Source organism: Methylocystis sp. Uni0008 (genome assembly GCF_056838045.1).
Genome location: NZ_CM166370.1, coordinates 267,454 through 289,235, shown reverse-complemented (window position 1 = coordinate 289,235; position 21,782 = coordinate 267,454). Strand labels below are relative to the sequence as shown.

Here is a 21,782-nt window from a genome sequence, read left to right as displayed (position 1 = left end):
ACGTCAGGGCGCTGGGCTGACGCTTAACCCGCGGGTAACCGCCAGCCCTTAGTCTGTCAAATCGTCACTTTTGGCGCGGCTGGGCGGTTGCGCGAACAACAGTGAAGTGAAGGGGCGCGTTTATGCTGAGATCGAGTTCGTCGGATCGCCTGCCGCGGTCCCGCTCCCTCGCGGCAAGCATTGCCACGATCACGTTCCTCTTTGCGATGGCGGCGATCCCCGCCGAAGCGCGCAGGGGACGGCATGTACACCACCGCGACTCCGGCGAACGCGTTTCCGCCGTGCGGATGCGCGCCAACGCGCTCGGCGACCCGGTTATCGGCGAGCATCGCGGATTTTCGGCGATCGTCGTCGACGCGAACAGCGGGCGCACGCTTTACTCCCGCTCAGAGCATGAGTTGCGCCATCCGGCTTCAGTCACGAAGGTGATGACGCTCTACCTCCTGTTTGAGCAGCTCGAGAAGGGACGGTTGCGGCTCGATTCGCCTTTGATGATTTCGCAACACGCGGCGGCGCAGGCCCCTTCCAAACTCGGCCTCCGGCCCGGTCAGACGATCAGCGTCGAAAACGCGATCAAGGCGGTCGTCACCAAATCCGCCAATGACATCGCTTGCGCGATCGCCGAAAACGTCGCGGGCGACGAGCATTCCTTCGCGCAGATGATGACGCGCAAGGCCCATGCGATCGGGATGCGCAACACGAATTACGAGAACGCCTCGGGCCTTCCCGATCCAAACCAGATCACGACGGCTTATGATCTTGCGGTGCTCGGACGCGCGATTCAGGAGCGCTTCCCGCGCTACTATCGGTATTTCTCGACGCCGAGCTTCGCCTACAACGGCGCGCTGCACCGCAACCACAATCATCTCCTCGGCCAGGTCGAGGGAATGGACGGCATCAAGACCGGCTACACGCGCGCGTCGGGCTTCAATCTTCTGACGTCGGTGCGCCGGCGCGGACACCACATCGTCGCGGTGGTGATGGGCGGCAAGACCGCCTACACGCGCGATCGCATCATGGCGGGGCTGATCGAGGAGAACATCGACGGCGGCGCCTCCGTCAGGACTGTGGCGGCGATCGCCGAGGATCCGCGCGCCAGCGAGGCGCAGGAGCAACTCGCTCAGGAGCGCGCGCAGCGCGCCGAGCGCGCCGCCGAACGCGCTCAACAGGTCGCTGCGGAACGCTTGGCTTATGCCGAGGCTCAAGAAAGCGCCGCCGAAGAGCCCGAACCGTTCGTCCGCCGTCTCTCCACGCCCGTGCCGTCCGCCGACATCCCGCCGAAGGGGAGCGCCGCCGGTCGACCGGTCGTTCGCCCGGCCTTCGTCTCTGGCGGACAGAAGCGGGCTGACGCAGGCGAGGCGGAGTTCAGGGGCGCGTCTCCGGGCGCCAGGGCGCGCGGTGGAGTCACGCCGGTCGCCGCACGCGACGGTTCGACGACGGGCGGCGCGCGAAAAATCGACATCACCCCCGTCTCCACGACGCCTTCAGCCATCCGTGGCGCGGCAAGATCGCAGGCCGCGAAAGCCGACGCCGCGCGCCCCGCCCAGGCAGGCTGGATGATTCAGATCGGGGCCACCGACGATCAGGAAAAGGCCAATCAGCTGCTCGCGCGCGCCCGTGGCCAGTTGCAGGGCTTTCCGGCCTCGGCCAAGGCTTTCACCGAGAAGGTGCAGAGAGGGTCTGAAACCCTCTATCGGGCGCGCTTCGCCGGGCTCGAAGAGGAAACGGCGCAGTCGGCGTGCAAGGCGCTCAAGCGTTCGGGCTTCGCCTGCTTCACGACAAAGAACTGACCATGTCGACGACTTGGGACCACGATTACCGCGCGCGCGCGTCAGTGCTGGTGACGCCGCATCAGGACGTCCTTGGCCTCGTTTACCCGGGCCGCAAGATCCGTCGTTCCGCCAAGATCTGGATGAAGCTTCTTCATCAACTCGCGGTGCGCGCGCGCTATGTCCGCCGCCGCGGCGCCGCGCTTGAGGCCGAGAATTTCGTAGGCCTCGTCTTCCGAGATCGCCCCTGGACGGCGCGCGCCGCCCTCGCCCGCTCGGAAGCCCCCCGCGTTTGCGTGCGCATCGCTTGTCGAACGCCAGCCGGAAAATCGCCGGTCCAGATAAGCTTCTAAGAGTCTCGCGCCGTCGGGATCATCGCGGCGGCAAACGCCATAGAGTTCTAGAAGCGCGGGCCGCGTCAGCGAGTCGAGATGCGCGCCTTCATGCTGGCCGGCCAGTACGACGCCCCTTATGGCGCCGGTCGAATGGTCGAGCTCCATTTCGATCATCGCTGATCGGACGCGCGAGACGCCCCCGGCTCCTGACCCTGCCCTGCGAAAGCCGCGCAGCGGCCCGCCGCTCAGGCCTGTGAGCCAAACGCCCAATCCGAGCAGCGCCATTCCGAGGTCCAGGCGCCCGCGCGCCAGAAGAATGGCGCCAAGCGCGAGCGCGAGAAAGCCCCCGCCGCGCTTGAAAATCACGGCCAACAGCGCCGGCGACGTCTTCGTGTAGGCGTTGAGCGCCAACATCGTCAGGACCAGGGCCACAAGTCCGATCAGAATGGGCATCCGTTCATCCTCAACCGATCTGAGACAGAAGCAGGCGCGCTGCGCCTTCGCCTTCGCCGGCGCGGCGCTCCAACTCCAGTCTGCCGCCTACGGCATAGGCCGCCGCCGCGGCGAGAAGCTCCGCCAGCCGCTTCGGCGCCGTGGCGTCGAACGCCGCATAGGCGCCGCCGGTCAGGCGCGCGATCTCGCGATAGGCATGCTGCGCGACAGGGTCCTGGCCCTCCTGGAACATGAAGGTCTTAACGCCGAGCAGTCCGAGTTCGCCGGCCGCCGCAGCTAGGGAGTCGACCCGCTCCTCCATTGCGTCGCCAATGTAGACGAGCGCGCCGATACGTCCTGCGCGCGACTCATCCAGAGCATGGCGCAGAACCTTGCCGATCTGCGTGCGGCCGCCACGGCACGAAATGCGCGACATCAGCGCGCCGAGCCCCTCGCCTCCCGAAACGAAGCGGGACGCGCGGCATTCTCCCAGACCCCGGAAATAGACGAGCTGAACGTCGAGCCCGCCCTGCGCTGCGGTGGTGCGGAACATCTCGCCTTGAATGGACTGCGCCATGTCCCACGTCGGCTGTCTGCTCATCGTCGCGTCCAGCGCGAATATCAGGCGCCCCCGCGACACGCTTGCCGAGAGGTTTCTCGCCTTGTCCAGGAAGGCGTCTATCGGCCCAGCTTTCGCGGAGCCCTGAGTGGCTGGCGGATTAGTCGAATGATCGCCCACTGCGGTTCACGTCGTTGCATCTGACGCTCTATATCAAATCGGCCGCGCTCTCTGATAAACAAGAGGTAGGCGCGAGACCGGAAACATAGGCTCTTTCGGCGCGCCCGGCGAGGACTCGATGTCAATCTTGAGCGAACAATCTCATGGCCCCGTCGACGCCCCGCTTGAGGCCACGATCGGCTGGACGCGCATCGCCGCGCTGCCCGCCGAAGACAGCGTTCGCGTTCAATCTCTGATGCAGGCCTTCGCGGAAGAGCTGATCCAGAAAGGCGTGCGGGTGGGCGGCGTCACGCAAACGCGCGTTGCGGATGCGTCGGGAAAATCCGGAATCATGCTGCGCGACGTCGCCAACGGGGCCTTTTACCCAATCTCGCAGGACCTCGGGCCCGGATCGGTGGCCTGCAATCTCGACACTGGCGAACTGGCGCTCGCCTGCGCGGCGATCGAGCGCGCGGCGCGCGGCGGCGCGCAGCTGATCGTGATCAGCAAATTCTCGAAGCAGGAGGCCGGGCGTGGCGGACTCTGCGACGCCTTCAGGGCGGCGATGGCCGCCCGCGTTCCGGTGATCGCGGCGGTTTCTCCGCACTATCGCGACGAATGGCGCGCCTTCGCCGGGTCCCTGGCGGAAGACGTCGCGCCCGAACGTGAGGCCTTGGCGGAATGGTGGGCGAAGCTGGCGGCGGGCGCGCCGGATCGGACGTCTATCTGACCGGCGGGGCGTACATCAGCCCGCCCTTGTTCCATAAGGCGTTCAGCCTGCGCTCCATCGCGAAGGGCGCGCCCTGCCCGAGATTGCGCTCGAAGACGTCGGCGTAATTGCCGACATGTTTGATGATTCGGTAGGCCCAGTCCTGGGTCAGGCCGAGATCGTCGCCATGGGCGCCGTCGACGCCCAGCAGCCGACGGATCTGCGGATTTTCCGAGGAGAGGGCCGCATCGGCGTTCGAATTCGACACCTCCAGCTCCTCCGCGTCGATCATCGCGAAAAGCGTCCAGCGGACGATGTTCAGCCATTGGTCGTCGCCCTGGCGGATAAGCGGACCGCGCGGCGACTTCGACAGGAGGTCCGGCAGGACCGCATGGTCCGCGGGGGCGCTCAGGCCGATTCGAACGCCATGCAGCGCGGACACGTCGGCGGTCAGCGCGTCGCATTTGCCCTCGTCATAGGCCTTGGCGGCTTCCTCGAGGCTCGGAAACAGCTTCGGCTCGTATTTCGCCTTGCGGGCGCGGAAAAAGTCCGCGACCTCAAGTTCGTAGGGAGTGCCCTGCTCGACGCAGATCGAGGCGCCGTCCAAATCCTGCAGAGAGGCGAAGCTGCGCTGCCGGCGCGCGAGAAACCCCTGCCCGTCGTGGAGAAACACGGCGGCGTAGATGACCTTCTGGCCCGCATCGCGGGCCTGGGTCCAGGGCGAGGCGCTGGCGAGCAGGTCCAGGGCGCCGGCCTGCAGCGCGCCGACGCGCGCCTTTGCCGAGAGTTCAACGAATCGCGCCTTGGTCGGATCGTCGAGAACGGCGCTGGCGACGGCGCGGCAGAAATCGACGTCGAACCCACGCCATTCGCCCGCGCCGTCTCGCTGGGCGAAGCCGGGCGCAACGGTCACGCCGCAGGTGAGATAGCCGCGCTTGACGACCTGCGCGAGCGTCGCGCCGAGGTCCGTCTGCGCACAAGCGCCGTCAGCGAAAAGCGCGCCGGCGAAAGCCAAAAGCAGGGCGAAGATCGGGCGGCGCATCATGGCGGACGGGCTCGGCATCCGGCGAAGGATATACTACGCTCGCGCGGCGCTCACGCAAAAGCCGACATGTAAGGGGCGGCATGTCCGAAGAAAAGCGAAAAACAAGGCGTAAGTTAAGACCCGCAACGATCGTGGCGCAAGCTGGCCGCGCGCCATTCGATCATTTCGGCTTCGTCAATCCGCCAATTTACCGCGGGTCGACCGTGCTGTTTCCGACCGTCGCCGCTCTCGAGAGCCTGCGGCAGCCCTATACCTATGGCACCAAGGGAACGCCCACGACTCGCGCCCTCGAGCACGGTTGGAGCGAGATCGCAGGCGCAGCCGACACGGTGCTGACGCCCTCCGGCCTGGCGGCGATCGGACTGGCGCTGCTCACCGCCACGCGCGCCGGCGCGCATGCGCTCATCGTTGATTCCGCCTATCAGCCGACCCGCATCTTTTGCGACGGCCTTCTGACGCGGTTCGGAGTCGCGGTAGACTATTACGATCCCCTGATCGGCGGCGGCATCGCCGCGCTGATGAAGCCGGAAACGACGGCGGTTCTCGTTGAATCGCCCGGTTCACAGAGCATGGAAATTCAGGACATTCCCGCAATTGCAGCTGCAGCCCACGCTCATGGCGCCTGTGTGATCGCGGACAACACCTGGGCGACGCCGCTGCTGTTTCCCCCGCATGAGCGTGGCTGCGACCTCGCGATCGAGGCCGGCACCAAATATCTCTCCGGGCACGCCGACCTACTCATGGGGCTCGTTTCGGCCAATTCAAAATGGGCCAAGCGCCTGCGCGCGACGTTCAATATGTTCAGCATGGGATCCAGTCCCGATGACGCCGCCCTCGCCTTGCGCGGGCTGCGCACCATGGCCTTGCGCCTGCGCGAGCAGGAGCGCGCCGGGCTCGACATCGCACGGTGGCTCGAGTCGCGGCCAGAAGTCTCACGAGTCCTGCATCCCGCACTCGAGACGCACCCCGGCCACGCTCTGTGGAAGCGGGACTTTACAGGCGCGTCTGGTGTTTTCTCGGTTATCCTGAAGGCAACCTCAAAACAGGCGGTCGCCGCGTTTGTCGACGGATTGGAATTATTTGGGATCGGATTCTCGTGGGGCGGCTACGAAAGTCTTGTTCTGCCGTTCGATTGCTCTTCATACAGGACGGCGACGCGCTGGACTCCGGAAGGACCGGCGCTGCGCTTTTCGATCGGACTGGAAGACGTTTCCGACTTGAAGTCGGATCTCGAGGCGGGGCTCGCGCGGCTCAACGCCACTTGATGGCGGCGCGCGCGCGGTGCATTTCACGTCTTCGCATGTCCGATCGTGCGAAGATGTTCTGATGGGAGAAGCAATATGGTGGCCGTTTCCCGGTTTGCTGCTTATGCGGCCGTCTGCGGGTGGTTGATTGCGGGCGTCTCGCCGGCGCTGGCGGCCAGCGGCGAGGATTTCCCGAACATCACTTGCGCCTGCAAGGGCTGCGGCCAGAACAAGTCTGACGTCATCGGCAAATGCCCAGACGTCTGCAAAGACAAGACTGTCTACAATAAGGGCGAGAAGGTCGTTCCGCCCGTCGCCGCCAAGCCACGCTCGGGGCGACGGGACAAGGCCGCCAAGGTCGCCGAACCCACCGAATTTTGCAAGGCGGCGCGCATGAAGCTGCCCAAGGGCTGGATGCGCGCCGATCCTCCCGCGGCTAAGACGCGCTAAGCCTTGTGATGGGCTGACACGCCGCAGAAGGCCAGCATCAGCTCGCGCAATTCGGGCTCCTCCACCAATCCGGCGGCGACGACGCATTCGAACCATTGAGTGGCGCGCTGCTTCTTCTCGCGCCATTTCTTCCGCTGTCTCTGGACGCGCAAGGCGAACACCTCCACGCGGCAGTCGACCGTCGCGCCGCTGTCGAGGCGCTTCTCATAGCCGAAGTCGCCAAGCTTCGCCTTGTCCATCTTACCGATAAGACCTGCTTCCTGCACCGCTTCGATCGCCGCGACGATATGCGGCTTGCGGCCTTTCATCGGCCAACCCTTCGGAATGATCCAACGCTTTGTGTCGCGGGAGGTGACCAGCATGATCTCCACGCGCCCATTGTAGATTCGCCACGGTAAAGCCGCGTATTGCGTCCGCAGGACGACGCCCGCGCCGACGTTCTTCTTCTTCGCCTTCGGCGCTTTCATGCCGCGAACCTCGCAATCGCGTAGAAAGTCGCGGCGAAAAAAGCGGCCATCGGCATCGTGATGACCCAGGCGACCACGATGTCCTTGGCGACGTTCCAGCGAACGGCCGCAACCCGTCTCGACGCTCCGACGCCAATGATCGCGCCGGTGATGGTATGAGTCGTCGACACCGGAACGCCCAGTCCGGTCGCCAGGAACAATGTAATGGCGCCCCCGGTCTCGGCGCAGAACCCCTGCATGGGGGTCAAACGCGTGATCCTGGAGCCCATCGTGCGCACGATCCGCCACCCGCCGAACAGGGTTCCAAGCCCCATGGCTGCCTGACAGGCGATCACAACCCAAAACGGCACGTGGAACTCGCCGCCGAGCGCGCCATGCGAATAAAGCAGCACCGCGATCACGCCCATGGTCTTTTGCGCGTCATTGCCGCCGTGGCCCAGCGAGTAGAGGGAAGCCGAGGCGAATTGCAACAGGCGAAACAGCGCGTCGACGCCGCCGGGCGTCCGTCGCACGAAGAGCCAGGAAACCAGCAGGACGAGCGCGAGCGCCAGGACGAACCCAAGCGCCGGCGAGAGGACGATCGCGGCGCCGGTCTTGAGCAGACCGTTCCAGACGATCGCGGAAGCGCCGACCTTGGCGACGCCGGCGCCCACGAGTCCGCCGACGAGGGCGTGCGAACTCGAGGAAGGAATGCCCAATCCCCAGGTGATCACATTCCAGACGATCGCCCCCATCAACGCGCCGAAGATGACGAAGTCGTCCACGATATCGGGCGAGATGATGCCCGCGCCGACAGTCTGCGCCACGTGAAGGCCGAAAAACAGGAAGGCGATAAAATTGAAGAAGGCGGCCCAGAACACCGCGAATTGCGGCCGCAAAACGCGCGTCGAGACGATCGTCGCGATGGAATTGGCGGCGTCGTGCAGACCGTTCAGGAAATCGAAGATCAACGCGACGGCGATGAGCGCAAGGAGATAGTAAGAGAAATCCTGCAAGCGCCCGCCCTAGCTATGTTCGATGACGATGCCGGCGACTCGGTCGGCGACGTCTTCGAACCCGTCGACGACTCTTTCAAGATGGCCGTAGATCTCCGCCCCGACGATGAACGCCATGGGATCTTCGTGGCGGTGCGCCAGAAACAGCTCCTTCAGCCCTTGGTCATGAATGGCGTCGGCCTCGTCCTCGATCCGCGTGATTTCCTCGCTGAAGGCGTTGAGCCTGCCGGCGTTTTGGCGCATCGACCGCAGCAGCGGGATCGCGCTGCGCGTGAGCTCCGCCGACTGCACGATGATGTCCCCCATGCGCCGCATGGCTGGCTGGAAATCGCGCGCTTCGTAAAGCAGGGTCGCCTTCGCTGTCTGATGCATCTGGTCGATCGCGTCGTCCATCGCCGAGATCAGGTCGCGGATGTCGCTGCGATCGAAAGGCGTGATAAAAGTGCGGCGAACCGCCAGATGCGCCTCGCGGGTGATCGCGTCGGCCTCATGCTCCTGGCGGCGGATTTCCTGACTGCAGACAAGCACGCGGTCGCCGCCGTCGAGCAGTTCGCGCAAGGCGTGGGATCCCGCGACAAGCGTCTCCGCATGCCGCTCGAAAAGGTCGAAGAAGCGCTCCTCTCTCGGCATGAGCGCCTGAAACCAAGACAACATGGCGCTTCTGCCTCCGGGAATCGTCACAAAACTGTCATAAACTGGCTGGCGGCACATAGCCGGGCCGGCCGCGGCTGTAAAGAGCGAGGCGACGCCGCCGGACTATTTTGAAAGCCGCTGCGTCCTGTTTAGCGCAATCGAACTGTCTCGCGAGGCGCTCGCGTCCCCCGGCGCGATGTTTCGCGGCAACAGACTTCGCAGGCGGGCTCTTACGTGGCGCGGGGCGCGGCTGATGCTCACGAGACTGGAGCGGTTGTATATGAATGCGCCCTTCTCCCCAACCACGATGTCGCCGCTCCGCAACGTCGGATCACGGCGGGACAGCCGCAGATAATAGTCGCGAGACGCGGCTGGGTCGTTGCACGAGCATCGCGCCGTGAATTTGTCGCGGAAGCTGAACGCCGCGCGGAGCGCCGAATAGCGCTCCCCCTTGGCGTTCCGCGCCTGATCAATGCTCGCGCCCTGATAGAGCTGCACGCGCGCCGACGGACAGGCGAAATCACAGGACTGCTGGGCGGAAAGCTGCGAGGATTTGATCAAAGGAAAGTAATAGCCGTCGCAGACGCGCACGCAGTAGGCGCCGCTCGACATTGAATCGGCGTCGCCGCCGGCGCCGCCGGTCGCTACCGGCTTGGCGTAAGGGATCGTTCCGTAAGGGATGGTGGCTTTCGGCGCGCGCGCGCGCTGGCGCGGCGGACGCATGATGCGCCGGGAGCGTCCCGGCGGCGCCCACGAAGGCTGCTCGGGGCCAAAAAGCGTATCGAAAAAATCGCCCTGAGCCAGTGTGTCGAGCGGCGGGAGCGCCAGGAGAAACGCCAGAGCGCCGACGATCGCAATCGCACCCTGGCGATCAAGCCGCATTCGCCTGTCCCCGTCTACTAACTTCGACTGGCGACCCCGGCAGGATTCGAACCTGCGACCTACTGCTTCGAAGGCAGTTGCTCTATCCGGCTGAGCTACGGAGCCGTCGAATGCGCAGCTTGCGGGGCCGACCGTATCACCACGGCCGACGCGGCGCCAGAAACGCCCGACAGGGTACTCATATATGGCGACCCCGGCAGGATTCGAACCTGCGACCTACTGCTTAGAAGGCAGTTGCTCTATCCGGCTGAGCTACGGGGCCGAAACAGCCTCAATGGGTCCAGAGTCCGATACGGCTAGTCTTGAAATTATCCGAATAGGAAGCCCCCCGCCGCGCGGCGAGATTGGGCTTCGGCTCCTCGACGCGATACGCCAGACCATTGCGCTCGGCATAGGCGATCGCCTCTTCCTTGGTGGCGAATTTGAGCCTGATCTGCTGGCGCATGTCGCCGGAGCTCGTCCAGCCCATCAGCGGCTCGATGCTCCGCGGCGACTCGGGTTCGAAGTCCAGCCGCCACATGTCCGACCCGGGACCCGATTGCGTGGCGCTCGGCGCCGGAAGATAGATGCGTGCGGTCATATGGCCTCGTCGTTGACGTTGCGCGCCAGGGCGCCGGGTGAGAGAGCGGCCGCGCGGCGGCGTTCGCGCTGGTCGGGGCAGCAGGATTCGAACCTGCGACCTGAAGTACCCAAAACTTCCGCGCTACCAGGCTGCGCTATACCCCGCCGGACGCAAGCCGTACCTTGAGGCGGCCCTGCCCTCGCTCAAATTTCGCTACCACGCGAGGCCGCGCCTCACAAGGGAATGCGACTTAGCGCTTGAAGATGCGGTGCCGCACCTGGTCTCCCGGCGCGAGCGAGATGCGCCGCGCGGCGCCGGCGTTCAGCTCCAGCACCGCATAGGCCGGCTCAGGCGACGCGATGATCCGTTCGGAGAAAGGCTCCGCATCGGCGGCCACGCCGACCACCCGTCCGTCGCGGCCGATGAAAACCATATCGAGTGGAATGTAGGTGTTCTTCATCCACATCGAGACCGGCCCCTCGGCCTTGAACTCGAACAGCATGCCGTGATCTGCGGGCATCGACTTGCGAAACATCAAGCCGCGGGCGCGGGCCTTGGGGGTGTCCACGACTTCGACTTTGAAGTCGTGCTCGCCCGTCGCGGTCACGATGCCCAGAGTTTCCAGCGCAGGCTCGGCGCGCGCCGAGGTCAGCGCGAGCGCGAGAAACAAAGACCAGATGAGTAAGCGGAATCTTTGCGCAGATCTCATTCGGAAGCGCTCCAAAGAGCCTCGCGCTGGGAATGTGTTCAGTGCGACGGGACGCTTTTCGCGTCGAGCGGCCGCACTTCAGTCGCCATAAGGCCCTTGGGACCGCCGCCGTAGCGCACGAGCACGCTGTCGCCGGGCTTGAGTTCGGTCATGCCGTAGCGGCGAACCGTCTCCATATGCAGAAAAATATCCTCGGTGCCTTCGCCGCGCGTGAGAAATCCGAATCCCTTCACGCGATTGAACCATTTGACGATGGCGATCTCATAGCCGCTCGTTGGGACGACCTGGACATGAGTGCGTCCGGCGCAGGACTGCGACGGATGCACGGCGGTCGACTCGTCCATCGCGATGACGCGAAAGACCTGCATGCCCTTGGCGCGCTTCTGCGCCTCGCACACGACGCGCGCGCCTTCGAAAGCGGTCTGCAACCCGCTGCGACGGAGAATGGTGACGTGCAGGAGAATGTCGGCGGAGCCGTCGTCAGGCACCACAAAACCATAGCCCTTCGCGACATCGAACCATTTAATCTGTCCCGCGACCTCGACCAGTTCGAGCCCGGACTCATCCGGTTCAGTGGCGCTCGAGATCAAATCATCTTGAAAAGTTACTTTAGCGCCCACCGACCAACTCCCCATGCTGATCCAGAGCATTCTACTGGCGTGCGCGCGCTGGCAATCTTTCTAAGGCGCGAATCGCCCCGCGTCGCTCATGAATCACTTTTAACAAGATACCATCCACGGCGCGTCATCCAACCGGCAATTTTACTCGATTTGCGGAATGCCTGTGGATACGCGCAGCGCTTCGCGCCGATCGACGAAACCCTTGTCGCTCTTGTCGAAACTTGCGTGCGCGCCCCGCGACGCGTGCAGCGGCGTTTCGCAATAAACGCGGGCGGATCGTCGAATGACGCCGGCGAAACCGTCAAAATCTCAGGACATGTGGCCGATGCGCCACATCGGCGGGGGATTTGACAAACGCCCTCCGGGCGCGCAATCGGAAACTGGCGAGCGTCGCGCGCCCTGTCGCCTGCCCGCCATTTCCTCGGTTGGAGCGCCGCCAATGACCTCTTCGTCGACCGCGCCAGCGAACGCGCCCATGACTGTCTGTGCTCATGAAGACGCCTCCGCGCGGATTGATCCTCGTTATGACCTCGCCGCGCTGGCGGCGGCCCGCGAGGGCGAGCGATTTTCGCTGCATGCGAAGCGCCTCAACGAGATGTGGGTGCGCGTTCTCAAGACGATTGGGTATGACGTCGGCTTTGTGCGCGGCGTCGGCCCCTATCTCTGGGACCGCAAAGGCGACCGCTATCTCGATCTCCTCAGCGGCTGGGGAGTCTTCGCGCTCGGACGCAACCATCCGGCGGTTCGCGACGCGCTGGTAAGCGTGCTTGACGGCGAGCTTGCCAATCTCGTGCAACTCGACGTTTCGGTGCTGGCCGGCGTTCTCGCCGAAAAATTGCTCGCCCACGCGCCCTGGCTGGAAAAGGTCTTTTTCGCCAATTCCGGCGCCGAGTCGGTTGAAGCGGCGATCAAATTCGCGCGCGCGGCGACGGGCCGCGCCGGGATCCTGCACTGCGCGCACTCCTTCCACGGCCTGACCTACGGATCGCTGTCGATGAACGGCGATGAAATATTCAAGAAAGGCTTTGGACCGCTGCTGCCGAACGCGCGCGAGGTCGCTTTCGACGATCTCGACGCGCTCGAACGGGCATTGTCGGGACGCGACGTCGCCGCCTTCTTCGTCGAGCCGATTCAGGGCAAGGGCGTCAATATTCCTCAGGAAGGGTATCTTATCGGCGCGCAGGCGCTCTGCCGCAAATACGGGACGCTGTTCGTCGCTGACGAGATTCAGACAGGATTGGGCCGGACCGGACGCTTCTTCGCCATCGATCATTTCCCGGGCGTCGAACCCGATATGATCGTCGTCGCCAAGGCGCTTTCGGGCGGCCATGTGCCGGTCGGCGCGGTGCTCACGCGCAAATCGATCTTCGACAAGGTATTCGACCGCATGGATCGCGCCGTGGTGCATGGCTCGACCTTCAGCAAGAACGATCTCGCAATGGCGGCCGGAATCGCGACGCTGGACGCGCTTGAGAATGAACGTGTGATCGAGAATGCGGCCAGGACGGGCGACCGTCTTCTCGCGTCATTCAAAAGAATGGCGGAGGGCTACGAGCTTGTCGCCGACGTGCGCGGCAAGGGCCTCATGATCGGCGTGGAGTTCGGGCCGCCCAAATCGCTCAAGCTGAAGGCCGCATGGAATTTGCTGGAGACGGTCAACTCAGGATTGTTTTGTCAGCTGATCTCGATCCCGCTGTTTCGCGATCACAAAGTGCTGACGCAAGTCGCCGGACACGGAAACCACACGATCAAGCTGCTGCCGCCGCTGACGATTTCAGACGAAGATTGCGATTGGATCGAGCAGTCGTTCGACGCCGTCATCGCGGATGCGCACAAGGCGCCTTCCGCCGTCTGGTCGCTCGGCAAGACTCTCGCGGAACACGCGATCAAGGCGCGAATGAGCGGCTGAACGGCCGAGCGCCGGCGCGGCGTTCGGCGCGATCACATGGCCGGCGAAGGCTGCTTCTCAACCTCGCGCGTGTAGTCTTCGATCAGCGCGCGCGACAGTTGGCCCGGCGTGAAGCGATAGACTCCGATCTCGGAAACGGGCGTCACTTCGGCGCCAGTGCCGCAGATGAAGCATTCCGAAAACGACGACATTTCCTCAGGCATGATCCGGCGCTCGATGACTTCGACGCCGCGTCTTTTCGCGAGGTCGATGACCGTCCGCCGCGTGATGCCGTCAAGGAAGCAGTCGGCGATCGGCGTGTGCAAGGCGCCGTCCTGAACAAAGAAGACGTTTGCGCCGGTGCATTCGGCGACTCGGCCGAGCCAATCGTACATCAGCGCGTCGGCGAAGCCGCGACGCTCCGCGCGGTGCTTTGAAATCGTGCAGATCATATAAAGACCCGCCGCCTTCGCCATGGAGGGCGCCGTCAGCGGATCTGGACGTCGATATTCGGCGATGTCGAGCTTGATGCCTCTCATCTTTGTCTCGACGTCGAACATGCTCGGCCAGTCCCAGACGGCGATGGCGACGTTAATGGTCGAATTCTGCGCCGCCACGGCCATCATTTCGCTGCCGCGCCAGGCGACCGGACGCACGTAGCAATTCGACAGTCCGTTGGCCTTGACGGTTTCGTGCTTGGCGGCGTCGAGTTCTTCAACGCTGAATGGAATCTCGAAATCGAGGATCCGCGCGGAATGCTGGAACCTTTCGGAATGTTCACGGGATTTGAAGATTGCGCCGCCATAGGCGCGCTCGCCTTCAAAGACGCAGGAGGCGTAATGCAGCCCATGCGAGAGGACGTGAAGCTTCGCGTCGCGCCACGGAACAAGCGCGCCATTATACCAGATGAATCCGTCGCGCTGATCGAAGGGCGGAAGCGACATGGCGAACTCCGGGAAGACGCGATCGATAGGCCAAACAAGGCGCTGCGACGCTTGGTCAGCACTAGCCATCGGTCAGATTTATGTCAATATAGTTGACGTAAATAGCTCGCGGCAAACGTCAGGCAAGAACCAGCGTGGATGAACTCGTAGCGAGAAAAGTCCCCCAGCCGGCTTCCGTCGCGGCTTTGCGGAAACTGGCCGCTGATGCGGCGCGAAGCACGAGCGACAGGGACGCGCTCGAGTTCGTAGAGCTGTTTTTTTTCGCCTACCGCGATTTTGTGGGCGATGCTGACAGGCTCCTTGAAAATTACGGCTTTGGCCGAGCGCATCACCGCGTGCTCCATTTCGTCAATCGCCGCCCGGGCCTCACGATCGCGGCGCTGCTCGACATATTGAGGATCACCAAGCAGAGCCTCAACCGCGTCCTCAAGCAGCTCATCGAGGGCGGCTTCGTCGAGGCGCGCGCGGGCGTCGTCGATCGCCGCCAGCGCCTCCTCTACCTGACCCCGAAGGGCGCGAAACTCGCGCGCGAACTTGCTGCGCTGCAATCCGCCCGTCTGCTGAAAGTCATGGACGAGCTGCCGCCTGAGGCGCGCGGCGCCGCCTCCCAATTCCTGTTCGCGATGATCGACGCCGACGAGCGCGCGCGCGTCCGAGCGCATCTTGCATCCGCAAAAGCAGCCGGCGACGCACCATGACCGTGTCTCCACAGCGCGCCCCGAACGCGAATGCGCCGCATATTCTCGTCGTCGATGACGATCAGCGCATTCGCACCCTGCTGTCGCGCTACCTGATGAACGAAGGCTATCTGGTCAGCGCCGCAGCCGATGCGAAGGAGGCGAGCGCCAGAATGCGCGACTTCGCCTTCGATCTCATCGTGCTGGACGTCATGATGCCGGGGGAAAGCGGCACCGCCTTCGCGGCGCGGCTGCGCAACGGCCCGGAACCGCTGCGCTCCGCGCCCATCCTGATGCTGACGGCGCTTACCGAGACGGCGAACCGCGTCGAAGGACTCGAGGCGGGAGTGGATGATTATCTCGCGAAGCCTTTCGATCCGCGGGAGCTGTCGCTGCGCATCGCGAGCATTCTGCGCCGCGCGCGGCGCGCGGACTCGGCCCGGCCGAGGCGCTTCGGCGATTTCGTTTTTGATCCGTCGCGGGGCGAGTTGCTGCATGACGGCGCGCCGGTTCGGCTCACCACCCGCGAGCGCGAACTGTTGCGGACGCTGACCGAAAGGGACGGCGGCATTGTCTCGCGCCAGACTTTGGCGCAACGTGATCTAGAAAGAAGCGCAAGCGAGCGCAGCGTCGATGTCGAGATCGCCCGCCTGAGACGGAAGATCGAGACTGATCCCAACGCGCCGCGCTATCTTCAGACCGTGCGCGGCCACGGCTACCGCCTGCTGGCCGAGCCGCTGCGCGCCAATCGCTAAGGTGGTAGAGTCTCCACGATGACCGTCGTCTTACCGGAAGTTCTCGCCGCGCCCCGCAATCTGTGGCGGCGCTTCGCCAACTGGCTGCATGACCGCATGCCGAGAGGGCTTTACGCCCGCGCGCTGCTGATCGTTATCCTGCCGGTCGTGCTGCTCCAGTCCGCCGTCGCCTATGTCTTCATGGAGCGGCATTGGGAGGTCGTGACCTATAATCTGTCCGCTGGGATGGCCCGGCAAGTCGCGACGCTCGTCGATATCTACCGGACGTTTCCCGAAGACCCGGAACACGCGCAACTTCGACGCATCGCCGCCTTCGATCTGAACATGGAGATCTCGGTTCTGCCGAAGCAGGAGTTGCCGCCGCCCGCGCCAAAGTCGTCTTTGTTTTCGCTGCTCGACAAGGCGCTCACGAAAGCGCTCTCGCGCCGGTTGAAGGAGCCTTTCTGGATCAACACCGCGCTTCCGGGCAGTCTGATCGAAATTCGCGTCGCCCTCGACGACGCGACGCTGAGAATGTTCGCCACGCGAACGCATGCCTACGCCTCGAATTCGTATATTTTCTTCATGTGGATGGCGATCGCCTCGGTGATCATCCTCGCCATCGCCACGTCCTTCCTGCGCAACCAGATCAGGCCGATCCTGCGCCTGGCTCGCGCCGCCGAGGAGTTCGGCAAAGGTCGAAATGTCGAATTCAGCCCCCGCGGCGCGCGCGAAGTGCGTCAGGCGGGAGCCGCATTTCTCGACATGAAGCGCCGTTTCGAACGCGCCATCGAGCAGCGCACGACGATGCTCAACGGCGTCTCGCACGATCTGCGAACCATCATCACGCGCTTCAAACTTTCGCTGGCGCTGATGGGCGACTCGAATGAGGCCGCCGGAATGCGCAAGGATGTGGATGAGATGGAGCGCATGGTGGAGGCGTATCTCGCCTTCGCCCGCGGCGACGGCGATGAAACCTCGTCGCCCACCGACATCTCAGCCATCTTCGAGGAGTTAAGGACCGATACTGAAAAGCGCGGTCTTGCAGCGGCCGTGAAAATCGCCGGCGATCCGAAACTCGTTGCGCGTCCCGCGGCGATCAAACGGCTACTCGCCAATCTCGTCGGCAACGCGCAGCGCTATGGCAAGCGCATCGAACTTTCGGCGACCAACGACGGGGCGACGATGACCGTGAACATCGACGACGATGGGCCGGGCATCCCCGTCGAACGTCGCGAGGACGCGTTCCGGCCGTTCTACCGGCTGGACGAATCCCGCAACCAGAACGAGGGAAATTCGGGCCTGGGCCTCGCCGTCGCCCGCGATATCGCTCGCGCGCACGGCGGCGACATCACCCTGGACCGAAGCCCGCTTGGCGGTTTGCGCGCGACGGTCAGCCTGCCGCTATGACCGGCGCGCGCGACGATCATGCGCGCGCGTGCGGATATCCGCCGCTGTCGTCGTCATAATCGCGGCCGCCGCGCCGGGTCCGCCAGCCGAACAGGCTCTGCGCGAAGGAATAGAACGGCCTCGTGAGCCTTGCGAAATCTTCCGCCCGATCGACGTAACGTTCGCCGCGCGTGAGTTCGCGATCGAGCGTCGACAAGGCGTCGTGAATGTCGCCCGCAAACCAATCTTCCAGCACGCGGCTCCAGGCCAGGGCCAGTCCCTGTAGCTTGAGCGATCCCACCGGCCCCTCGCTGTCGATGTCCGCCGCCTCCAACATGAAGCGCATGGAATTCACCGTTTCGCGATTGAGCGCCGCGGCGGTGAGCGGATCGCGCGACGCCCAGCGCCCAACGCTCGCCAACGCCTCGCGATGCGGTTCGAGCGCGTCGAGCCGACGGCGCAAAACATCATAGAGCCGCTCGCGCGCCGGTTCGTGCGAGGCTTCCTTGGGCGCCCCGTCGAGAACCTCCCGATCGATGCGCCGAGAGAAGGCGCCGATGATGGCGCCCTTCGATGGGAAAAGTTCGCGCAGATCGGCAAGCGACATGCCGGCTTCGTGAGCGATATCGGTGAGCGTTACGTCGCTGAATTCTCGCCGCGCTGCGAGCCGAAGCGTCGCATCGATCACGCGGTCGCGGGGGCCGCCGCCAGTCATGTCTCTCTCCAGGTCCGCATGAATTTTCTAGCTATATTCTATTGTCGCGCGGCGCAGGGACAAGGCGCGCGCCTATTTAGCCGGAGAGTTCGCCCGCCCGGCGTTTAGCCGCAGCTACGGCGCGGCGCATCAACGCGCCGAGGCCGTCCGGCGCCTCGAGCACCTCCAGCGCGGCCGCCGTGGTCCCCCCCGGAGACGTTACGCGCCGGCGCAATTCGTCAGGATCCGTCTCAGGCTGCCGGCGCATCAGCTCGCCTGCCCCTTCGACCGTCGCGCGGGCGAGCCGCGCCGCAAGCGCCGCGGGCAGACCAGCCTGCGCGCCGGCGGCGGCGAGGCATTCGGCGAAATAGAAGACATAGGCCGGACCCGATCCCGAGACGGCGGTCACTGCGTCGATGAGCGTCTCGTCGTCCACCCATTCGACGGCGCCCACTGCGCGGAGCAATGCGTCGGCCAGCGCGCGCTGGCCGGCGTTCGTCTCCTCGCTGGAAAAAGCGCCGGTGACGCCGCGCCCGATCGCTGCGGGCGTATTCGGCATTGCGCGAACAACGGATTTCGCCGGCACATGCGCGACAATGTCCGCGATGCGCTTGCCGGCGAGGATCGACACCACGACAGTCTCGCCCCCGACATAAGGCGTTGCGGCCGCGGCGCCCGCCTGCAGCGCCTGCGGCTTCACGGCGAGAACGACGGCGTCCCGCGGCGCAGCCGCGCCGTTGAGCGCATAGCCATGTTCGGCGCATAACGTCTTAAGCCGTGGCGACGGCTGCGGCTCAACGATGGCGACGGACCCAAGGGCGCCCTGCGCCGCCCAGCCGTCCAGCAACGCCAGGCCCATGTTTCCGGCGCCGATCAACGCGACGGACTTGCCGCGAAGCCCCGACTCGTCGGTCACGCTTCGCCTTTCGTCTCGAAATTAGCGGTCGCGAGCGCCTCCTTGGCGCTCTTTCCAGCCCACAGCACGAACTGGAACGCCTGATAGTGCCGCTCGCACGCCTGCAGCGCATTGTCGAGCAAAGCCGCGCACTGCGTCGCCGAAGGCTGCGCGCCGCCGGTCAGGATGAGTCCGTGACGGTGCATCGCGACTCCCTCCTTCGGCCAGAAGTCGAAATGCCCGATCCACATCTGCTCGTTGATCGCATTCACGAGCGTCATCAGCTCGCCGCGTCGGCGCTCCGGCGCCTTGAGATCAAAGGCGCAACTGACATGCAGCGTTTCCAGATGCGGAAGCCAAGTAAAAGCGACGTGATATTCCGTCCACGCTCCGGCGACGGAAATTGAAATTTCGTCTTCGTCGTCCCTGTCGAAGGACCAGTCGTTGGTGGCCGCCAGTTGCTCCACGACATCCACCGGATGTTCAGCGCGTTCCGTTTCATTTTCTGTTGCGATCAGCATGTGCCAACCTTTTTTTCAATGTCAGCATAACGCGGCGACTAAAAGACAGGCGACGATGCGTCGTGGAGCTTTCCGTGAGGGCGCCTCCTTTTCAAGCGATTGATTCGAAGTCGAATCATCTCTTGCGATCACTATACTCCACACGAGAACTATGACGCGAAAAAAGCGCCGGTCGGACCTTCTCGGGGCGGAGACTGCGGGATTCGCACGTCGGCGTCCATGGCGCCGCGGCGTCTTCCACAGCGACTCGCGCCAGAAAAAGCTCCGCACAAAAAGCTCTGGATAAGAGGACGATATCTGGCGCGAAGAACACGGGCGCCCGCTTAAGGACAAAAATTGGCCTCGCCCGCGTGACGAGCGAGGCTTGCGTTGTTCGGTAGTCGCTGGCGCTACCGCGTCATCATGACTGGCGATCCGACGTCAACCCGATCGTAGAGGTCGGAAACGTCCTCGTTCAGCATCCGAATGCAGCCGTAGGAGGCCGCCGTGCCGATCGAGGCGCGCATCTTGCGGGTGGTGCCGTGGATCGCCACATCGCCGCCGCCGAGCGTCAAAGCGCGCACGCCCATCGGATTGCGCGGCGAGCCGCCGGGGATGAAGTTCGGCAGTTCAGGGTGATCAGCCTTCACGACCGCTGGCGGAACCCAGTCGGGGTTCACATATTTGCCCCCGATGGACGTCGCGCCCGACCATTCCTTGCCGCGCTTGGGGACGGCCACGGGATAGCTGATGGCGACTCCGGTGTCGACTACATAGAACAGCCTTCGCTGACCGGCGCTGATGACGACCGTGCCGGGAGCGACGCTGGGAGAGAATGAGACGATGTTGCGCGCGTTCGCGCCTGGCGGAAGCGCGGCGAGACCCAGTCCCGCGACCATCGCCATCAGGAACGCCGGAAGCGTTCCAGTCGGCTTGAAGTTGCGGGATCGACGCAAAAGAGCAAACAGATTACGCATGACGCTCACACCCTACTTATTGAAGCCTCAGAAGCGACTTCTCGAATGGGCGCATTCTAACTTTCGCCATGATCTTGTCGAAACGTTCCGCGTCTTCAGGTTAGGGCTTAACGTTAAGATTTCACGGGAAGTTCCCAACCTGACCGCGGAGCGTCTCGGACCATCGCGCCGCTATTGCGCCATCCTTTCGTCGAAATTCATGCGATTGCGCACTTACAGACCTATCTGGCGCGAGCGCGGTAGTAGGGCATGAGCGAGACAGTCGGACCGCCGAAAATTTTTGACCGGGCGCTTCTGCGGCGGCGCTTGCGTCGCGCGGTTTCGAAAGGCGCGCCGGACTTCCTGGCGGCGCGCGCCGCCGACGACCTGTTCGATCGGCTGTTGACCGTAAAGCGCGAATTTCCGCGCGCGCTGGATCTCGGCTCACCGAGCCCGCATTTCTCACAGGCCGTCGTGGCCAGCGGCCGAACACGGCCCCTGCGCGCGAGCGCCTATGGCGGCGACGCCGTCGTCGACGAAGAAATTCCGCCTTTCGCGCCGGGCTCCTTCGATCTGATCGTCTCCGGCATGGCGCTGCAATGGGCCAATGATCTGCCGGGCGCGCTCGCGCAGGCGCGACGCATGCTCGCGCCGGACGGGCTGTTCCTCGCCTGCCTTGCCGGGGGCGCCAGCCTTGTCGAACTTCGCGCCGCGCTCACGCAGGCCGAAGGGGAAATCACCGGCGGCGCCAGTCCGCGCGTCTCGCCCTTCGTCGACGTGCGCGACATGGGCGCCTTGCTGCAGCGCGCCGGCTTCGCCCTGCCCGTCGCCGACGTCGACAGCTTCACGCTGCGCTATGATTCGATGTTCGCGCTGATGGATGATCTGCGCGCGATGGGCGCCGCCAACGTCCTCGTGAAGCGCGCGCGCAAACCGTTGCGGCGCGACGTCGTGGCGCGCGCCGCGCAGATCTACGCCGAGCGCTTTTCGGACGCGGACGGACGCGTGCGCGCGACCTTCGAGATTGTTTGGGCGTCCGGCTGGTCGCCGCATGAGAGCCAGCAGAAGCCGGCGAAGCGCGGCTCGGCCACCATGAGTCTTGAAGACGCGATGAAGTCCCGCCCCGTAAACGGCGGCTAGGGCGCGACCTCCACCTCGACGCTGCGGGTTTTGACCGGCGCCGGCTCCCAAGGCCGCTGATAGGCGAAGACGATTTCCGCCTGTCCGGGCTGGAGCGCGCGGATTTTCCAGTGACGCACGCTGGGGCTACCCACCATGCGCCGCCGCCCGCCGCCGCGACCGCCGTCCGAAATCGACAGAATGCCGAGATTGCGGCTCGCCGCCTGATCTATGCGCCAGGAATAGCCGGTCGTGACATTCTCCTGCAGCGTGAAGATCGCGCTGCCGCCCGGCGCGAGCCTTATGACGTCGTCCGCGTGCGCGGGCGGCGCGAGCAAAACGCCAAGCAGCAACAGGCGAGACAGCAGACGTTTCATAAGTGCTTTCCTTTGCCGGGGGAAAAACCGGCGCCGCTT

The 21,782-nt window shown here is 64.4% G+C and carries 25 protein-coding genes and 3 tRNA genes; 9 read left to right on the top strand and 19 right to left on the bottom strand.

Annotation, left to right across the window (positions count from 1 at the left end):
* Nucleotides 1-122: 122 nt before the first annotated feature.
* Nucleotides 123-1,790, top strand: a complete 1,668-nt coding sequence (locus tag AC0X69_RS01430; RefSeq protein ID WP_482610574.1) for a serine hydrolase — start codon at nucleotides 123-125, stop codon at nucleotides 1,788-1,790.
* Nucleotides 1,791-1,831: 41 nt separating this feature from the next.
* On the opposite strand, the gene AC0X69_RS01425 is transcribed toward AC0X69_RS01430, so the two are convergent.
* Nucleotides 1,832-2,557, bottom strand: a complete 726-nt coding sequence (locus tag AC0X69_RS01425; protein WP_482610572.1) for a DnaJ domain-containing protein — start codon at nucleotides 2,555-2,557, stop codon at nucleotides 1,832-1,834.
* Between the two features lie 10 nt (nucleotides 2,558-2,567).
* A complete protein-coding gene (locus AC0X69_RS01420) occupies nucleotides 2,568-3,275 on the bottom strand; it encodes a VWA domain-containing protein (protein ID WP_482610570.1) in 708 nt (235 codons plus the stop codon).
* A 118-nt stretch (nucleotides 3,276-3,393) separates the two neighbouring features.
* On the opposite strand from AC0X69_RS01420, the gene AC0X69_RS01415 reads away from it, so the two are divergent.
* On the top strand, nucleotides 3,394-3,984 hold the full coding sequence (locus AC0X69_RS01415; protein ID WP_482610568.1) for a DUF2478 domain-containing protein: 591 nt from the start codon (nucleotides 3,394-3,396) through the stop codon (nucleotides 3,982-3,984).
* Here the strand turns inward: AC0X69_RS01415 and AC0X69_RS01410 are convergent.
* Entirely contained in the window at nucleotides 3,977-5,008 is a 1,032-nt protein-coding gene (locus tag AC0X69_RS01410) for an amino acid ABC transporter substrate-binding protein (protein WP_482610567.1), read from the bottom strand. The genes AC0X69_RS01415 and AC0X69_RS01410 overlap by 8 nt on opposite strands.
* A gap of 80 nt (nucleotides 5,009-5,088) precedes the next feature.
* On the opposite strand from AC0X69_RS01410, the gene metC reads away from it, so the two are divergent.
* Both metC and AC0X69_RS01400 read left to right on the top strand, forming a co-directional pair.
* Complete coding sequence (metC, locus tag AC0X69_RS01405) at nucleotides 5,089-6,273, top strand: cystathionine beta-lyase (RefSeq protein WP_482610566.1); 1,185 nt, start codon at nucleotides 5,089-5,091, stop codon at nucleotides 6,271-6,273.
* Nucleotides 6,274-6,348: 75 nt separating this feature from the next.
* Nucleotides 6,349-6,702 (top strand): hypothetical protein, encoded by a 354-nt coding sequence (locus AC0X69_RS01400; protein ID WP_482610564.1) that lies wholly within the window; start codon nucleotides 6,349-6,351, stop codon nucleotides 6,700-6,702.
* Here the strand turns inward: AC0X69_RS01400 and AC0X69_RS01395 are convergent.
* The 10 genes from AC0X69_RS01395 to AC0X69_RS01350 form a co-directional block, all read right to left on the bottom strand.
* Complete coding sequence (locus AC0X69_RS01395) at nucleotides 6,699-7,169, bottom strand: NUDIX hydrolase (RefSeq protein ID WP_482610562.1); 471 nt, start codon at nucleotides 7,167-7,169, stop codon at nucleotides 6,699-6,701. The two genes, AC0X69_RS01400 and AC0X69_RS01395, sit on opposite strands and share 4 nt — an antisense overlap.
* Nucleotides 7,166-8,164 (bottom strand): inorganic phosphate transporter, encoded by a 999-nt coding sequence (locus tag AC0X69_RS01390; protein WP_482610560.1) that lies wholly within the window; start codon nucleotides 8,162-8,164, stop codon nucleotides 7,166-7,168. The genes AC0X69_RS01395 and AC0X69_RS01390 overlap by 4 nt, the downstream gene beginning before the upstream one ends.
* Before the next feature lie 9 nt (nucleotides 8,165-8,173).
* Nucleotides 8,174-8,818: a DUF47 domain-containing protein gene (locus AC0X69_RS01385; protein WP_482610558.1), complete on the bottom strand. Its 645-nt coding sequence runs from the start codon at nucleotides 8,816-8,818 to the stop codon at nucleotides 8,174-8,176.
* Between the two features lie 102 nt (nucleotides 8,819-8,920).
* Entirely contained in the window at nucleotides 8,921-9,679 is a 759-nt protein-coding gene (locus AC0X69_RS01380) for a DUF2865 domain-containing protein (protein WP_482610557.1), read from the bottom strand.
* Between the two features lie 28 nt (nucleotides 9,680-9,707).
* Nucleotides 9,708-9,784 (bottom strand) — tRNA-Arg (locus AC0X69_RS01375).
* Nucleotides 9,785-9,864: 80 nt separating this feature from the next.
* Nucleotides 9,865-9,941 (bottom strand) — tRNA-Arg (locus AC0X69_RS01370).
* A 9-nt stretch (nucleotides 9,942-9,950) separates the two neighbouring features.
* Entirely contained in the window at nucleotides 9,951-10,259 is a 309-nt protein-coding gene (locus tag AC0X69_RS01365) for an ETC complex I subunit (protein WP_482610555.1), read from the bottom strand.
* A gap of 69 nt (nucleotides 10,260-10,328) precedes the next feature.
* Nucleotides 10,329-10,405 (bottom strand) — tRNA-Pro (locus tag AC0X69_RS01360).
* Between the two features lie 86 nt (nucleotides 10,406-10,491).
* The gene (locus tag AC0X69_RS01355; protein ID WP_482610553.1) at nucleotides 10,492-10,950 is read right to left on the bottom strand and encodes a DUF192 domain-containing protein; all 459 of its coding nucleotides are present in this window, start codon (nucleotides 10,948-10,950) and stop codon (nucleotides 10,492-10,494) included.
* 38 nt (nucleotides 10,951-10,988) lie between these two features.
* On the bottom strand, nucleotides 10,989-11,600 hold the full coding sequence (locus AC0X69_RS01350; protein ID WP_482610551.1) for a cold-shock protein: 612 nt from the start codon (nucleotides 11,598-11,600) through the stop codon (nucleotides 10,989-10,991).
* Nucleotides 11,601-12,045: 445 nt separating this feature from the next.
* Here AC0X69_RS01350 and AC0X69_RS01345 point away from each other — a divergent pair, with 445 nt between their 5' ends.
* Nucleotides 12,046-13,479, top strand: a complete 1,434-nt coding sequence (locus AC0X69_RS01345; RefSeq protein ID WP_482610549.1) for an aspartate aminotransferase family protein — start codon at nucleotides 12,046-12,048, stop codon at nucleotides 13,477-13,479.
* Nucleotides 13,480-13,511: 32 nt separating this feature from the next.
* On the opposite strand, the gene AC0X69_RS01340 is transcribed toward AC0X69_RS01345, so the two are convergent.
* The gene (locus tag AC0X69_RS01340) at nucleotides 13,512-14,402 is read right to left on the bottom strand and encodes a branched-chain amino acid aminotransferase (RefSeq protein WP_482610547.1); all 891 of its coding nucleotides are present in this window, start codon (nucleotides 14,400-14,402) and stop codon (nucleotides 13,512-13,514) included.
* A gap of 134 nt (nucleotides 14,403-14,536) precedes the next feature.
* Between AC0X69_RS01340 and AC0X69_RS01335 the strand changes: the two genes are divergently transcribed.
* The 3 genes from AC0X69_RS01335 to AC0X69_RS01325 are packed head-to-tail and all read left to right on the top strand — an operon-like array spanning nucleotide 14,537 to nucleotide 17,223.
* Nucleotides 14,537-15,100 (top strand): MarR family winged helix-turn-helix transcriptional regulator, encoded by a 564-nt coding sequence (locus AC0X69_RS01335; RefSeq protein WP_482610545.1) that lies wholly within the window; start codon nucleotides 14,537-14,539, stop codon nucleotides 15,098-15,100.
* Nucleotides 15,097-15,834, top strand: coding sequence for a response regulator (locus AC0X69_RS01330; protein WP_482610543.1), 738 nt, complete (start codon nucleotides 15,097-15,099; stop codon nucleotides 15,832-15,834). Before AC0X69_RS01335 ends, AC0X69_RS01330 begins: the two co-directional genes overlap by 4 nt.
* Nucleotides 15,835-15,852: 18 nt before the next feature.
* Nucleotides 15,853-17,223: an ATP-binding protein gene (locus AC0X69_RS01325; protein ID WP_482610541.1), complete on the top strand. Its 1,371-nt coding sequence runs from the start codon at nucleotides 15,853-15,855 to the stop codon at nucleotides 17,221-17,223.
* Nucleotides 17,224-17,239: 16 nt separating this feature from the next.
* Here the strand turns inward: AC0X69_RS01325 and AC0X69_RS01320 are convergent, their stop codons facing one another.
* From AC0X69_RS01320 to AC0X69_RS01305, 4 genes are all read right to left on the bottom strand, one after another.
* Nucleotides 17,240-17,917, bottom strand: a complete 678-nt coding sequence (locus tag AC0X69_RS01320) for a TetR family transcriptional regulator (protein WP_482610539.1) — start codon at nucleotides 17,915-17,917, stop codon at nucleotides 17,240-17,242.
* Nucleotides 17,918-17,993: 76 nt separating this feature from the next.
* Nucleotides 17,994-18,812, bottom strand: coding sequence for a pyrroline-5-carboxylate reductase (gene proC, locus AC0X69_RS01315; protein WP_482610537.1), 819 nt, complete (start codon nucleotides 18,810-18,812; stop codon nucleotides 17,994-17,996).
* On the bottom strand, nucleotides 18,809-19,312 hold the full coding sequence (locus tag AC0X69_RS01310) for a type III secretion system chaperone family protein (protein WP_482610535.1): 504 nt from the start codon (nucleotides 19,310-19,312) through the stop codon (nucleotides 18,809-18,811). The genes proC and AC0X69_RS01310 overlap by 4 nt, the downstream gene beginning before the upstream one ends.
* Before the next feature lie 389 nt (nucleotides 19,313-19,701).
* Complete coding sequence (locus AC0X69_RS01305) at nucleotides 19,702-20,196, bottom strand: L,D-transpeptidase (protein WP_482613290.1); 495 nt, start codon at nucleotides 20,194-20,196, stop codon at nucleotides 19,702-19,704.
* Between the two features lie 321 nt (nucleotides 20,197-20,517).
* Here AC0X69_RS01305 and AC0X69_RS01300 point away from each other — a divergent pair, with 321 nt between their 5' ends.
* On the top strand, nucleotides 20,518-21,387 hold the full coding sequence (locus tag AC0X69_RS01300; protein ID WP_482610533.1) for a methyltransferase domain-containing protein: 870 nt from the start codon (nucleotides 20,518-20,520) through the stop codon (nucleotides 21,385-21,387).
* On the opposite strand, the gene AC0X69_RS01295 is transcribed toward AC0X69_RS01300, so the two are convergent.
* Nucleotides 21,384-21,743, bottom strand: coding sequence for a protease inhibitor I42 family protein (locus AC0X69_RS01295; RefSeq protein ID WP_482610531.1), 360 nt, complete (start codon nucleotides 21,741-21,743; stop codon nucleotides 21,384-21,386). The genes AC0X69_RS01300 and AC0X69_RS01295 overlap by 4 nt on opposite strands.
* Between the last annotated feature and the right edge of the window lie 39 nt (nucleotides 21,744-21,782).

What these genes read in the sequence shown, in the direction of transcription:
- AC0X69_RS01430 (WP_482610574.1), top strand. Translation starts at nt 123, where the DNA reads ATGCTGAGATCGAGTTCGTCGGATCGCCTGCCGCGGTCCCGCTCCCTC.
- AC0X69_RS01425 (WP_482610572.1), bottom strand. Translation starts at nt 2,557, where the DNA reads ATGCCCATTCTGATCGGACTTGTGGCCCTGGTCCTGACGATGTTGGCG.
- AC0X69_RS01415 (WP_482610568.1), top strand. Translation starts at nt 3,394, where the DNA reads ATGTCAATCTTGAGCGAACAATCTCATGGCCCCGTCGACGCCCCGCTT.
- AC0X69_RS01410 (WP_482610567.1), bottom strand. Translation starts at nt 5,008, where the DNA reads ATGATGCGCCGCCCGATCTTCGCCCTGCTTTTGGCTTTCGCCGGCGCG.
- metC (WP_482610566.1), top strand. Translation starts at nt 5,089, where the DNA reads ATGTCCGAAGAAAAGCGAAAAACAAGGCGTAAGTTAAGACCCGCAACG.
- AC0X69_RS01400 (WP_482610564.1), top strand. Translation starts at nt 6,349, where the DNA reads ATGGTGGCCGTTTCCCGGTTTGCTGCTTATGCGGCCGTCTGCGGGTGG.
- AC0X69_RS01395 (WP_482610562.1), bottom strand. Translation starts at nt 7,169, where the DNA reads ATGAAAGCGCCGAAGGCGAAGAAGAAGAACGTCGGCGCGGGCGTCGTC.
- AC0X69_RS01385 (WP_482610558.1), bottom strand. Translation starts at nt 8,818, where the DNA reads ATGTTGTCTTGGTTTCAGGCGCTCATGCCGAGAGAGGAGCGCTTCTTC.
- AC0X69_RS01380 (WP_482610557.1), bottom strand. Translation starts at nt 9,679, where the DNA reads ATGCGGCTTGATCGCCAGGGTGCGATTGCGATCGTCGGCGCTCTGGCG.
- AC0X69_RS01365 (WP_482610555.1), bottom strand. Translation starts at nt 10,259, where the DNA reads ATGACCGCACGCATCTATCTTCCGGCGCCGAGCGCCACGCAATCGGGT.
- AC0X69_RS01355 (WP_482610553.1), bottom strand. Translation starts at nt 10,950, where the DNA reads ATGAGATCTGCGCAAAGATTCCGCTTACTCATCTGGTCTTTGTTTCTC.
- AC0X69_RS01350 (WP_482610551.1), bottom strand. Translation starts at nt 11,600, where the DNA reads ATGCTCTGGATCAGCATGGGGAGTTGGTCGGTGGGCGCTAAAGTAACT.
- AC0X69_RS01345 (WP_482610549.1), top strand. Translation starts at nt 12,046, where the DNA reads ATGACTGTCTGTGCTCATGAAGACGCCTCCGCGCGGATTGATCCTCGT.
- AC0X69_RS01340 (WP_482610547.1), bottom strand. Translation starts at nt 14,402, where the DNA reads ATGTCGCTTCCGCCCTTCGATCAGCGCGACGGATTCATCTGGTATAAT.
- AC0X69_RS01330 (WP_482610543.1), top strand. Translation starts at nt 15,097, where the DNA reads ATGACCGTGTCTCCACAGCGCGCCCCGAACGCGAATGCGCCGCATATT.
- AC0X69_RS01325 (WP_482610541.1), top strand. Translation starts at nt 15,853, where the DNA reads ATGACCGTCGTCTTACCGGAAGTTCTCGCCGCGCCCCGCAATCTGTGG.
- AC0X69_RS01320 (WP_482610539.1), bottom strand. Translation starts at nt 17,917, where the DNA reads ATGACTGGCGGCGGCCCCCGCGACCGCGTGATCGATGCGACGCTTCGG.
- AC0X69_RS01310 (WP_482610535.1), bottom strand. Translation starts at nt 19,312, where the DNA reads ATGCTGATCGCAACAGAAAATGAAACGGAACGCGCTGAACATCCGGTG.
- AC0X69_RS01305 (WP_482613290.1), bottom strand. Translation starts at nt 20,196, where the DNA reads ATGGCGATGGTCGCGGGACTGGGTCTCGCCGCGCTTCCGCCAGGCGCG.
- AC0X69_RS01300 (WP_482610533.1), top strand. Translation starts at nt 20,518, where the DNA reads ATGAGCGAGACAGTCGGACCGCCGAAAATTTTTGACCGGGCGCTTCTG.
- AC0X69_RS01295 (WP_482610531.1), bottom strand. Translation starts at nt 21,743, where the DNA reads ATGAAACGTCTGCTGTCTCGCCTGTTGCTGCTTGGCGTTTTGCTCGCG.